Origin of the sequence: Ammoniphilus oxalaticus (assembly GCF_003609605.1) — a bacterium.
GTDB lineage: Bacteria > Bacillota > Bacilli > Aneurinibacillales > RAOX-1 > Ammoniphilus > Ammoniphilus oxalaticus.
Genome location: NZ_MCHY01000009.1, coordinates 398,509 through 412,129 on the forward strand (window position 1 = coordinate 398,509; position 13,621 = coordinate 412,129).

Genomic DNA, 13,621 nt, shown 5'->3' on the forward strand with positions numbered 1-13,621 from the left:
TCGCTTATCATTTGATAATGTCAATTTTGTTTTCAATCGGTGTTCTTGGCCTAGCTTCAGGAAGCGCTTCTGGGTAGCCCATTTGCAGATGAGCCACAAACTTCTCGCCCGGCTTAATTCCGAATTGCTCTCTCACGTAGGGGGAGTATATGTAAGGTCCCGTTTTCCAAATAGAGCCTATTTTTTGTTCCCAAGCAGCTAACTGGAGATTTTGGATAAAGGCGCTCACAGCTGCAAAGTCTTCTTCCCATTCTTTTTGTCGCGGATCCTCTTGCATGACAATGAGCAGATGGATTGGAATACGCAAAATGTTTTCACGAATTGCTTCGGGCGATTTTTTCTTTGGTCCTTTGATCGGATTGTCGATGAGTGTTCTCGCAAGTTTTTCTCGTCCTTCTCCCATAAAGAGAATAAAGCGCCATGGTTCACGCAAGCCGTGATTAGGAGCCCATGCCGCGGTGTTTAACAAGTTTAAAATTGTATCCTCGGAAATAGGATCCGCTTTAAAACGTTTAATGGATCTTCGTTCTGTAATAACTGTAGAAATCGTTGACATATGAACTACTCCTTTATCGTGTTGTAAATACAAATGATAATCATTATCATAAATATTGTCAATGATTTCAAAGTTCGGGTATTGGTCAAGTGGACAGTGAATTAGAAGAACTATTGCGAGGTATGTTATAATGGTGTGGATGGTGTGTTTAAGTATGACTACATTGACACATTACCTTTTCGGCTACCCAAACGTTGGGTAGCCTTTTCTTTTTTTTGTAGGGAAACGTTTAAACATAATTAGAAGTCGATCTTTATTTTAATAAAGTCGGCATTCAATAGCGCCTGAACAATAATGACCAAAGCAGGTCCAAGCGCAAGTCCGAATAAGCCGATTAATTTAAACCCGATAAACATACTTGCGAAAGCGGCTAAGGCCGAGATACCCAGACTGGTGCCAAGAATCTTCGGTTCAATGATTCGTCGCGTGACGGTAATCACGATGAAAAGAATCAGTAATCCAATTGCGATTTTATTTTGCTCATTGATAAATAAAACGATCGCCCATGGGACAAAGACAGAGCCAGTCCCAAGGATCGGCAAAATGTCGACTAGGATAACGACGAGCGAAATGGCTGCGGCGTAATGAATATTTAAAATAAATAGCCCGATAAACGTCAACATGTAGGTCAACGTGCTTAACATGAGTTGGGCGCCAAGAAAACCAATCGCCGCGCGATTCAACTCCTTAATCACCAATTCAACTTTTTCCCTAGCGGAATCTGTAAATAGATTCATGAATCTAGCTTGAATACCTGGTAAATCTAAACTAATTAAAAACAAACCGACTAAGTAGATAATGGTCGTAATCAGTAATTCCGGAATCCCCGCAATGATCCCCAACACCCATTTTCCGATGGATGAGGCGAACGCGATCGCTGAATTTTGTAGTGACACTAGCGCTTGGCGAATAGTAAATACTGTTTCATCCGGTAGTAAATCGTAATATTTTTCAAACTGCTCAACAATTCCCGCTATCGATCCCATCATATGTTCAGATAAATATGGTAACCGTTCCGCTAATTGAACACTTTGCACGAAAAGGGTTGTTCCAACCCAATAGCATCCTAATAGGAAAGTCATTAAAAATAAAAGAAAAGTAATCGATGAAGCCCAAATTCTTTTTAGACCTGTTGTTTTGATGAGTAATCGAATGAGCGGTTCTATTAAAACTGCAGTTAAAAAGGCTAATAGTAACGGTCCGCTTTTCCAAATGAGGATCGAAAAAAGGATGATAAAAACAAGGACATTGGCGATTTGTCTGCGTGACATGATCGGCTCCTTACCTTAAATTTGAGTTCTTTACCATAATCCCCACCTTCCAAAAGCATTAAACGGGCTAAATCGGTTGGATTGAATCTATTTTATCAAATATTCAAAATATATTCAGGTAATTGTTTTAAGCATCAACCTTCCAAGCGGTGTCGTAGGTTTGATGGGAAAAGGGTTGTTCAAATGAGGACAAAAATTGATATAATGTTGAATATCGTGAATGAACGATGATTTTTGAGAGGAGTAGTCGAAATGAGTTATAAAACGGTCATGATGCGGCCGCAAGATACGGTAGCAACGGCGTTGGAGCAAATTCCCGCGGGCGTTAAGCTTACGGTCCAGTGTCAAGATCATACCTTTGATGTAGAGCTTAAGGATGAAATTCAGTTTGGCCATAAATTCGCGGTTACACCGATCAAACAAGGCGAAGATATTTTAAAATACGGTGAGGTCATCGGGGTCTCAACGGGTGAGATTGCGGTTGGCGAGCATGTGCATGTTCATAATTTAGAAGGAAAAAGAGGGAGAGGGGATCGCGTTGTCAAATCTACCTAAAGGGAAGTTTTGGGGGTACCGTCGTTCAGATGGAAAAGTTGGCGTTCGGAATCATGTCTTGATTTTGCCAACGATTACGTGCGCGGCGCAAGCGGCGAAGCAGATTACGGAACTTGTCGATGGAACGGTGTCATTTATCCATCAGCATGGTTGTACGCAAGTCGGAGTGGATTATGAGCAAACATTTCGTACCTACGTTGGGATTGGAGCCAATCCCAACGTATATGGGGTTGTTGTGCTTGGACTCGGCTGTGAAACGCATCAAGCGAGAAGTGTTGCTGATGAGTTAGCGAAAACGGGTAAGCCCGTAGAAGTTGTATCCATTCAAGACCACGGCGGAACGTTAATGGCTGTTGCCCAAGGCGCGAAAATTGCGACACAAATGGTTCAAGATGCCTCCGCGCAAATGAGAGAGTTATGCGATTTCAGTGAATTAATGATTGGAACAGAGTGCGGCGGTTCGGACGCATGTTCGGGATTATCCGCAAACCCAGCGGTGGGCGTTGTCAGCGATCGAATCGTAGAATATGGGGGAACTGCAATTCTAGCAGAAACAACCGAGTTGATCGGAGCGGAACATTTGTTAGCGGATCGAGCGGTTAACGAAAAGGTAAAGAAACGGGTGTATGAGGTGATCGAAGCGATGGAAAGTCGGGCGATCATGATGGGAATTGATATTCGAACAGGGAATCCAACACCTGGAAATATTCGCGGCGGATTGAGCTCACTGGAAGAAAAGTCGTTAGGGGCAGCAACGAAAGCAGGCGCCAGTCCACTGCAAGAATTAATCGATTACGCTGAGGCGCCATCGAAAAAAGGGCTTGTGTGGATGGACACACCAGGACAAGACATCGAACAAATGACGGGAATGGTCGCTGGCGGAGCGCAGATTGTTTTGTTTACGACGGGACGCGGGACCCCGACTGGTTCCCCGATTGCTCCTGTCATTAAGATTTCTACTAATTCGGCCTTGTTTGAAAGCATGGCGGATAATATGGATTTAGATGCGGGTACAATTATTGAAGGGAAAGAAACAATCGAAGGCGTGGGTCAACGCATTTTGGATGAGATTGGAATCGTCGCATCCGGAAAGCGAACAAAATCCGAGATATTGAAGCAACATGATTTTGGTATTTGGAGAATCGGCCCCACCTTTTAAACGGAATGGCTATAAAAGAAAGACAGCAATCCGATCGATTCGTTTGATCTTATTTAATAGAGGACTGCTACAATGACGCATTTTGAATACGGAAAGATAGGGTTGTGACAGAGATGGATTCTTTTGAGGATATGGGCTTTAGTAAAGTAGATATCGGTCGCGAAGAGCGAACGGGTTATCCTGAAGTGATCTTTGGACAAGGGAAGACGGTCGAACAAGTTCAGGCGATTTTTACTCGTCTCGTCGAAGCGCATGATCGGGCAATGGTTACGCGCGCTTCGGCGGAAATGGCGGACGCGATTAAAACAGCGTTTCCTGATGCTATGTTCGATCCGATCGCTAGAATGATCACATATGGACAGTGTCCGCAAAAATATAAAGGAACCGTAATGGTGCTCTGCGCGGGGACATCAGATGTGCCGGTTGCTGAAGAAGCGGCTCAGACGGCGGCTTGGATGGGCTGCGAAGTGGAACGCGTATATGATGTTGGCGTGGCGGGAATTGATCGGTTGCTTGCTTATCGGGAAAAGATTCGGGCGGCCTATGTGTTGATTGTTGTCGCGGGGATGGAGGGCGCATTAGCCAGTGTGATCGGAGGGATGGTGCGTAGACCGGTTATCGCTGTGCCGACTTCAGTTGGTTATGGGGCTCATTTGCATGGGTTGACCCCTTTGCTTTCCATGCTCACTTCTTGCGCGGCTGGCGTGACAGTCGTAAACATCGATAATGGTTTTGGGGCGGGCTATTCAGCCGCGATGATGCAACAGCTTGTTTTGGAGGCGGGACAAAAATGAAGACATTGTATTTAGATTGCTTTGCGGGGATTGCTGGAGATATGACGTTAGCCGCATTGCTCGATCTGGGGGCTGATCTCGATTATATTACCGAATATCTACGGCGACTACCGATCGATCCGTTTAAAATGGAGACGCAGTCGGTAGTAAAACAAGGGATTTCCGCTAAATATCTACAACTCCAGATCGAAGGCGGCGCAGGAGAGGCTGACCATGGCCACCATCATCATAATCACAGCCATGAACACCACGATCATAGTCACGGTCACGGTCACAGTCATCATCACGATGATCACCACGACCATGATCATCATGAACACCGCCACGCCGCGGAAATTTTGGCGATGATTGAACAAAGCGAACTGCCTGCCCGCGTGAAACAGCGGAGCCTGGCTATTTTTCAAGTGATTGCGGAGGCGGAAGGAAAGATCCATGGGATGGATCCGAGCGAGGTTCACTTTCATGAAGTGGGAGCGATGGATTCGATCATTGATACGATTGGTGTTTGTCTCGCCCTAGAGAGCTTAGGAATTGATCATATCATCGCTTCACCCGTTGCGACGGGAAAAGGGTACGCTCAAATGGCGCATGGACTTTATCCGATTCCCGCGCCAGCGACATTGGAATTGCTAAAAGGGATTCCGTTAGCGGATCTAGAGGTTCAAGGTGAATTGACGACGCCGACAGGCGCGGGAATCTTGAAGGCGTTAGTCCAACAGTTTAAATCCAATCCAACGGGGATCGTCGAACGAATTGGGTATGGCGCGGGAACGAAAGATTTTGCCCATCCAAACGTATTGCGGGCGATGTTACTGGATGGAGAGGCGGACAAAGCGGGGCCTGATCAGGAGCAGGTTTTCATTTTAGAAGCGCAAGTGGATGATATGACGGGCGAAGCATTGGGCTATGCAATGGAAGCGTTGTTTTCCGCGGGAGCCCTTGATGTGTACTACACGCCTATTTTTATGAAGAAAAACCGTCCGGGTATCCTCATTACCGTAATTGCTCATGCTGAAGCGGTTGATGCTTGTGAACAGACACTACTCGTCGAGACGACAACATTAGGTGTGAGGCATTCAACTTGGAAAAGAGTTGCGTTGCAACGTCAATTTATTGAAGTCCAGACGGTATATGGGGCAATCACAGTTAAACAAGCGTTGCGCGGGGATCAACTGCTGAATCAGGCCCCTGAATATGAGGATGTCGCTCAAGCGGCTAAACGGTATGATGTTCCATTTTTGGAAGTGTATCAGACGGCGTTAAAACAATTGAAACGGTAAGCAGAACGAACCAGTCGTATCAAAAACGGCTGGTTTTTTGTGTGTAAATGGTATCCTTATTTTACAACCCGAGTATAATTTTGTAAAATATAATATTAATGTTCATGACGGATGCGCGTGGAACAAAATGAGAGGGGACGGGTTTGTGTCGGAGAAACTTGCAACATTTTTGGAGCAGAACATCACAGAATTAAAACAAAAAGGACTCTATAATGTGATTGATCCTTTACAAGGCGCGAATGGACCGATGATTACGATTGCCGGGCAACAGTTAATCAATCTGTCTTCGAATAATTATCTCGGTTTGGCGACCGACGATCGTTTAAAGCAGAAAGCGAAAGAGGCGATTGATCAATATGGGGTTGGGGCCGGGGCCGTGCGTACGATAAACGGCACATTGGAACTACACATTCAACTAGAGGAAAAGTTAGCTCAATTTAAACAGACAGAGGCGGCGATTGCCTATCAGTCTGGGTTTAACTGTAATATGGCGGCCATATCGGCGGTAATGGACCGACATGACGCGATTCTTTCAGATGAATTGAACCACGCTTCGATCATCGATGGATGCCGATTGTCGAGAGCGAAAGTTATTCGTTTTAATCATGCGGATATGGACGATTTACGAGCGAAAGCGAAAGAGGCGACACAGTCCGGACAGTATCAAAAGGTGATGGTGATTACGGATGGCGTGTTTTCCATGGATGGAAATATTGCCAAGCTACCTGAAATTGTAGAGATTGCGGAACAATATGACCTGATTACTTATGTGGATGATGCTCATGGCTCGGGGGTATTGGGGAAAGGGGCCGGTACGGTCAAGCATTTTGGGTTATCGGATCGAATCGATTTTCAGATGGGGACACTGTCAAAGGCGATTGGTGTTGTCGGTGGGTATGTGGCCGGGAAAAAGCAGCTTATCGATTGGTTAAAAGTGCGCAGCCGTCCATTTCTTTTTTCAACTTCATTAACGCCAGCAGATACGGCCGCTTCTTTGGAAGCGCTTGAGATACTTATGAATAGTACTGAACTAGTTGATCAACTTTGGCGCAATGGGGATTACTTAAAACAGGGTTTGAAAAAGCTAGGATATGATATTGGGATGAGCGAAACGCCAATCACACCTTGTATTATCGGGGATGAACAACAAACACAGACCTTTAGTCAACGCTTGCATGAGCTCGGCGTGTATGCGAAAGCGATTGTCTTCCCTACGGTGCCTAGGGGAACGGGCCGCGCGCGAAATATGCCGACAGCCGCCCATACGAAAGAAATGTTGGATCAGGCGTTGTCTGTTTATGAACAGGTTGGCAAAGAAATGAGTATCATTTAAGATATAAAAATTGCTAATCTGAATTGCAAGTGGTATTATTAGGTAGTGTGTGTACGCAAGAAGTTATATCTGTAGAATTTGAAATCGTTGAAGGAAACCTTAAATGGTATGCCGAGACGTAATTGAAATTTCATATGTCTAGGGATGATGGAAGGGCGTATTCCAAATCAGGAATAGAGCCCTTTTTTTGGGTTAAGATAACCATAATATTGAGATTCACTAAAAAGGAGATAGAAAGCATTGGCTACATTTTATGAATTTGGCATTCACCATAATTTGCTTCGCGCATTAAGTGAGATGGGTTTTGAAGAAGCGACCCCGATTCAAGCGGAAACGATCCCGATCGCATTAACAGGACAGGATCTGATTGGTCAAGCCCAAACAGGAACAGGGAAAACAGCTGCATTTGGTATACCGTTAATTGAAAAGATTGACGAAACAAACGGCCAGATCCAAGCTGTAATTTTAGCCCCGACAAGGGAATTGGCTGTGCAAGTGGCCGAAGAGATAAATCGAATTTGTCAGTATAATTCGGTTAAAGCTTTACCGATTTACGGCGGCCAAGATATTAATCGTCAAATTAGAGCGTTAAGAAACAAACCACAAATTATCGTGGCTACGCCTGGACGGTTTATGGATCATATGCGCAGAAAGACCATTCGTTTGCATGCGATCGAAACGGTTGTATTGGATGAAGCGGATGAGATGTTAAACATGGGTTTTGTCGAGGATATTCAAACGATTCTTCAGGAGATTCCAGACGAGAGACAGACGTTGTTATTTTCAGCGACGATGCCGCGGGCTATCCAGGACATTGCCCAACGTTTTATGAACAATCCTCAAATCATTAAAGTGAAAGCGAAGGAAATGACGGTTCCTAATATTACGCAACAATACATTGAGTTGCCAGAGAAGCAAAAGTTTGATGTATTGTGTCGTTTGTTGGACATTCATTCCCCAGAACTTGCAATTGTGTTCGGCAGAACGAAGCGAAGAGTTGATGAATTAGCGGAGGCGTTGCATAAACGCGGGTATGGAGCCGAAGGGATTCATGGGGACTTAAACCAAGCGAAGCGTGATACGGTTTTGCGTCGCTTTAAGGAAAGTTCAATTGAAGTGCTTGTCGCTACTGATGTCGCGGCTAGAGGATTGGACATTAGCGGTGTGACGCATGTTTATAATTTTGATGTGCCGCAAGATCCAGAAAGCTATGTGCACCGTATCGGGCGTACAGGTCGAGCGGGTAAAACAGGATTAGCGATCACACTTGTGACACCGCGAGAAATGGATCATTTACGAGTCATCGAAAGATTAACAAAGCGTAAAATGGATCGTGAAGCGGTGCCATCGTTGGCAGAAGTGATGGAGGGACAACAACGAATTGCGCTCGATAAGCTGTTGGAGACAGCAAACGAAGGCGATTTGCAGTCGTACAAGACATTATCGCAGCAGTTGCTAGAGGAAACGGACTCGGTCACGTTGCTTGCTGCGGCTTTAAAATTATTGACAAAAGAGCCAAGCACGATTCCTGTCCAACTAACAGCGGAAGCTCCTTTGCGCTCGAAAAAGCGTAACTTTGATTCAAAAGGCAAAGGCGGCGGTGGAAACAGGGGCCGTGGCGGCGGCTATAAAGGAGATCGCGGCGGTCAATATAATCGCGGACGAGATCAACAAGGCGGCGGTGGCGGTCAACGTTCAGGCGGTCGCAAGCAGTCGGCCAAGCGGACAAGAAAAGCTACGGCTGGGAGCGGGGCCAACTCTAGGTAGAGATTCTGCTAAATAATTAAAGTTTAATCAGAAGGCTGTATTCTTTGGGAAGCAGCCTTTTTCTTGTTTTCATTCACTATTAAGGGCTAGGATAGATAAATGGAAATCTGGACCCAATCACGCTAAAGTGTGATTGATAGCTTAAATCACCGGGAATAATGGAGTGAGCTACGCCTCAATAGAAATTTAGACGTTTTTGTGCTATAACTACAGATAATGGAACGGTCAGATACATAAAGCGGAATAGAAAGGTTTGATAGATGATGGAAAGTAAGACCACGTCCTCTAATTTCATTCGAAACATCGTTATTGAAGATCTGGAAGCGAAACGTCACGATCAAATTATTACTCGCTTTCCACCTGAGCCAAATGGTTATTTGCATATTGGACATGCCAAATCGATTGTGCTCAATTTTGAATTAGCGGCAGAATTCAAGGGGAAAACGAATCTGCGTTTTGACGACACGAATCCTCTAAAGGAAGATCAAGAATTTATTGATTCAATTATAGAAGATGTGAAATGGCTCGGCTATGGGTGGGACGGACTATATTATGCCTCTGATTATTTCGAGGAAATGTATAACCGAGCGATCGTACTTATTAAAAAGGGAAAAGCGTATGTGGATGATTTAACGGCCGAGGAAATTCGGGAATACCGCGGTACATTAACTGGACCTGGAAAGGAAAGCCCTTACCGTAATCGTTCAGTCGAAGAAAATCTGGATTTATTTGAACGGATGCGAAAGGGAGAGTTTAAAGACGGAGAAAAGGTGCTGCGAGCAAAGATTGATATGTCATCGCCAAACCTAAACATGCGCGATCCTGTATTGTATCGGATTGCTCACGCAAGTCATCATCAAACAGGTGATAAATGGTGCATTTATCCGATGTATGACATGGCTCACCCGCTTGAGGACGCTATCGAGGGGATTACACATTCGATCTGTACGATGGAATTTGAGGATCACCGACCGTTGTACAATTGGATTGTTGAAGAATGTGAGATGGAGTCACAGCCGCGTCAAATCGAATTTGCTCGTTTGAATCTAACGAATACGGTGATGAGCAAGCGAAAATTGAAGCAACTGGTTGATAATGAATTTGTCGACGGTTGGGACGATCCGCGTATTCCTACGATTTCTGGATTGCGTCGCCGTGGCTATACACCTGACTCCATTCGCGCCTTTTGCCGCGAAATTGGGGTGGCTCGTAATCAGAGCACAGTCGACACACAAATGTTAGAACACTTTATTCGCGAAGATTTGAAATTAAAAGCGCCGCGCACAATGACGGTCATCGATCCGCTCAAAGTTGTAATTACCAATTATCCTGAAGGCGAAGTGGAATGGTTAGACGCGGAAATTAATCCGGAGAACGAAGAGATGGGTATGCGCCAAATTCCTTTTTCTCGAGAAATTTATATCGAACGGGACGACTTTATGGAAGTTCCGCCAAAAGGGTATCGTCGCCTTTTCCCGGGGAATGAAGTGCGCCTGAAACACGCCTATTTTGTAAAATGCGAAGAAGTGATTAAGAATGAACAAGGGGAAGTTGTTGAAATTCATTGTACATACGATCCTGAAACGAAGAGCGGTTCAGGATTCACAGGGCGAAAAGTGAGGGGAACGATCCACTGGGTTGAAGCGACGCAAGCGATCCCCGCGGAATTCCGCCTGTATGAACCATTGATATTGGATGATGTGGATAGCAGTGAAGAGGAAGAAGAGGCAACTTTTTTAGATCGTGTTAATCCCGACTCATTACAAGCGATGCAAGGCTTTGTAGAACCGAACATGAAGGATTCGGAAAAGCAAGATAAATTCCAGTTTTTCCGCCACGGTTATTTCAATGTTGACCCGAAAGATACGACGGAGGACAAGCTAGTGTTTAATCGCATTGTCTCGCTCAGAAGTTCGTATAAAGTGCCGAAGAAATAAGCAGATCAAGCAGGTAAGGGGTCCTCCTTTACCTGCTTATTCTTTTTAGAGCAGAAACCACCCGATCAAACTACCGACGCTGCCAAATAAGAAGGCGTAACCGAGGTTCCACAAGGAAACGCGATAAGGGCTCACTTGCAACAAATTGCCGACGAGTGATACGGAAATGTTAAACGGTCCGGCTGTGACAGTCGATAGCCCAGAAGTCGTTAAAACAATCGCTAAACTGAGTGGGTTGATTGCGGGCATGACGATGTGCATGGCGCTGCCTAAGATACTAATCGTAACTAATGGATGAAACCCAACCATCGCCAAGGCCAAAAATATAAGTTGAATGGAGAGAAACAGTAAGATTGGCGTTTTCATCAACCATTCCACTGGTGTGTAGATATATTGGATGAAATCAGACTCTTTTAAAACCAATGTCAACAATCCAATCGACAGAAACAAAAACATAAAATTTTTGAGACCAATCGTTCGTTGTTTCCAGACGGGGAAACAATAGTTAAGGTATCGTTTGAAGCGGCCAATTACCATCGCCCAAACAAAAGAATACGGAATGATAATTAAAGAGACCGTTTGTAGAAATCCAAAATCAAAGAAGTGATTTGTAAGCATGACGATCACGATGAAGATCATTAAAAAGCAAAATAAAGCGAGTGTCTTCTTCATGGGATCGGAGAGCCCGTGTGGTGTGTCGGCGCTATCTGCCTGATTTTCCGTTTGTTTCGACCCATTTTGAATGGAGAAGGACCGATATTGCCATCCTAAACACCAGTCTGCGAAGAGTAACAATACAACCGATAATCCAAGCCAAGGAAAAAAGGTTAAATAGCTAATTCCCGTAATATCAATGCTGATTGCCACTAATATTTCCATCGGGCTAATCACTAAGCTTAACGCGTAACCACGTAAGATCGACCTCGCAATGAGCTTTTTTTTCAATCGCTGCGGCAACTCTTTTAACGTCTTTTTCAGAACAGAATCAACGAGTGGAATCGTTGCTAAGTTTAAGAACCCCCCTAATAAGAAGGTGACAAAGGAACCGCGTGAATAGAGTTGTCCAAGGTGTTGCGCGTCGGATTCTAGTAACTGACTCACATTTCGATCATAGCGTCCAATATAAATGACACTGTTGATGAAAGGTACAGCATACAATATCCCCATAATTGGAACGGTTGAAGTTACGTAATAAGGGAGTTCAACGATGGGATGCCCTGCTTGCAAAAAAAGTCCTAAGCCAACGAGGAAAAAGATGGCGCCAGACACTTGGAAAAGTCGCATCGCTCCACTAAACGAAATAGAAATACAAATTAACACAAGAACACCAATAAAATAAGTAAGGTTCTGGGAATTAAGGAATATATTTGTAAAGTAGGATACAATAAGAACAGTATAAAAAATTAAATGGACCAAAGATAAACCTCATTTCCATGTAATGAACAAAACTACATACATATTGATATTATCAAAATTCACCATATTTATACAGGAAGAAGGCGATGAACAGCTATGCAACAAATTGGCGTCATTGGACTGGCTGTGATGGGTAAAAATTTAGCGTTAAATATTGAAAGCCGCGGGTACCGTGTATCTGTGTATAATCGTTCGCGGGAACGAACCGAGGAGTTTGTTCAAGAGGCTGTTGGAAAGCAAATTGTAGCGGCCTATACGTTGGAGGAATTTGTTCAATCCTTAGAAACTCCGCGCAAAGTGCTGATCATGGTTAAAGCTGGCGAACCGACAGATGCGACGATCGAACAACTGAAGCCGCTGCTTGATCCTGGCGATATTATTATTGATGGCGGTAACGCTTATTTTCCGGATACGTTACGGAGGAGCGCGCAGTTGGAAGCGGAAGGATTTCGGTTTATCGGAATGGGCGTCTCTGGCGGAGAAGAGGGGGCGTTGAAAGGTCCATCGTTAATGCCAGGCGGTCCCAAGGATGCTTATCAATTAGTGGAACCGATTTTAACGGCCATTGCGGCAAAAGTGGATGGGGATTCATGCTGTACGTATATAGGTCCAGGCGGAGCGGGTCATTATGTGAAGATGGTCCATAATGGGATTGAATATGGCGACATGCAATTGATCTCTGAGGCCTACCACATTCTGAAAGGAACGCTTGGTTTAGAAGCCAATGAACTTCATGAGATTTTCTCCAATTGGAACCAAGGAGAGCTCGATAGTTACTTGATCGAGATTACGGCTGACATATTTACCAAAATGGACCCGGACACGAACAAGCCATTGGTCGATCTGATCCTCGATTCGGCTGGGCAAAAAGGGACAGGCAAGTGGACGAGTCAAAGCGCCTTAGAACTGGGCGTGCCGTTATCAATTATTACGGAATCTGTTTTTGCCCGCTTTTTGTCGTCGATGAAGGAAGAACGGGTCGCCGCTAGCGAGATTTTGAAAGGTCCCCAGCCGACGCCATTTACAGGTGATCGCGCTGAATTTATTGAAGCGGTACGCAAAGCGTTGTATGCGAGTAAAATCTGTTCCTATGCGCAAGGTTTTGCCCAGATGAAAGCTGCATCTGAAGCGTATGATTGGAATCTGCGATACGGTGAGATTGCGATGATTTTTAGGGGCGGTTGTATCATTAGAGCTCAATTTTTGCAAAATATTAAACAGGCGTATGATCACAACGCTAACTTAACAAATTTGTTGCTGGACTCCTATTTTCAACAGATTGTTACCGATTATCAGGCGGCTTGGCGTCAAGTCGTGTCTGTCGCCGTTGCCCAAGGGATTCCTGTCCCAGGCTTTTCAAGCGCATTGTCCTATTTTGATGGTTATCGAAGCGCCCAGTTGCCAGCCAACCTTATTCAAGCGCAGCGTGATTATTTCGGGGCGCACACGTATCAACGGATCGATCGAGAAGGTGTATTCCATTTTAAATGGTTTGAATAAGGAACATCAAAAAAAGGGTCAACTCTTGGAGTTTGGCCCTTTTTTTGTTTCAT

At 44.7% G+C, this 13,621-nt stretch carries 11 protein-coding genes; 8 read left to right on the top strand and 3 right to left on the bottom strand.

The features are described 5' to 3' along the window. Positions 1-7: 7 nt before the first annotated feature. Positions 8-556: a nitroreductase family protein gene (locus BEP19_RS13425; RefSeq protein WP_120190423.1), complete on the bottom strand. Its 549-nt coding sequence runs from the start codon at positions 554-556 to the stop codon at positions 8-10. Between the two features lie 239 nt (positions 557-795). Then, positions 796-1,827 carry a sporulation integral membrane protein YtvI gene (gene ytvI / locus BEP19_RS13430; RefSeq protein WP_120190424.1) on the bottom strand — a complete coding sequence of 344 codons (1,032 nt, stop codon included), beginning with the start codon at positions 1,825-1,827 and terminating at the stop codon, positions 796-798. 252 nt (positions 1,828-2,079) lie between these two features. On the opposite strand from ytvI, the gene BEP19_RS13435 reads away from it, so the two are divergent. From BEP19_RS13435 to BEP19_RS13465, 7 genes are all read left to right on the top strand, one after another. Continuing rightward, positions 2,080-2,382 carry a UxaA family hydrolase gene (locus BEP19_RS13435; RefSeq protein WP_120190425.1) on the top strand — a complete coding sequence of 101 codons (303 nt, stop codon included), beginning with the start codon at positions 2,080-2,082 and terminating at the stop codon, positions 2,380-2,382. After that, a complete protein-coding gene (locus tag BEP19_RS13440) occupies positions 2,366-3,541 on the top strand; it encodes a UxaA family hydrolase (protein WP_120190426.1) in 1,176 nt (391 codons plus the stop codon). The genes BEP19_RS13435 and BEP19_RS13440 overlap by 17 nt, the downstream gene beginning before the upstream one ends. Positions 3,542-3,654: 113 nt before the next feature. Further along, positions 3,655-4,335, top strand: a complete 681-nt coding sequence (larB, locus tag BEP19_RS13445) for a nickel pincer cofactor biosynthesis protein LarB (RefSeq protein WP_120190427.1) — start codon at positions 3,655-3,657, stop codon at positions 4,333-4,335. Further along, complete coding sequence (gene larC, locus BEP19_RS13450) at positions 4,332-5,615, top strand: nickel pincer cofactor biosynthesis protein LarC (protein ID WP_120190428.1); 1,284 nt, start codon at positions 4,332-4,334, stop codon at positions 5,613-5,615. The genes larB and larC overlap by 4 nt, the downstream gene beginning before the upstream one ends. 127 nt (positions 5,616-5,742) lie before the next feature. Beyond that, on the top strand, positions 5,743-6,948 hold the full coding sequence (locus BEP19_RS13455) for a glycine C-acetyltransferase (protein WP_120190429.1): 1,206 nt from the start codon (positions 5,743-5,745) through the stop codon (positions 6,946-6,948). 240 nt (positions 6,949-7,188) lie between these two features. Further along, the gene (gene cshA / locus BEP19_RS13460; protein WP_120190430.1) at positions 7,189-8,715 is read left to right on the top strand and encodes a degradosome RNA helicase CshA; all 1,527 of its coding nucleotides are present in this window, start codon (positions 7,189-7,191) and stop codon (positions 8,713-8,715) included. Between the two features lie 263 nt (positions 8,716-8,978). Next, positions 8,979-10,652, top strand: coding sequence for a glutamine--tRNA ligase/YqeY domain fusion protein (locus BEP19_RS13465; protein WP_120190709.1), 1,674 nt, complete (start codon positions 8,979-8,981; stop codon positions 10,650-10,652). A 45-nt stretch (positions 10,653-10,697) separates the two neighbouring features. On the opposite strand, the gene BEP19_RS13470 is transcribed toward BEP19_RS13465, so the two are convergent. Further along, entirely contained in the window at positions 10,698-11,972 is a 1,275-nt protein-coding gene (locus tag BEP19_RS13470; RefSeq protein ID WP_147393797.1) for a hypothetical protein, read from the bottom strand. A gap of 192 nt (positions 11,973-12,164) precedes the next feature. Here BEP19_RS13470 and gndA point away from each other — a divergent pair, with 192 nt between their 5' ends. Further along, a complete protein-coding gene (gene gndA, locus BEP19_RS13475; protein ID WP_120190432.1) occupies positions 12,165-13,568 on the top strand; it encodes an NADP-dependent phosphogluconate dehydrogenase in 1,404 nt (467 codons plus the stop codon). The last annotated feature ends 53 nt before the right edge of the window (positions 13,569-13,621 follow it).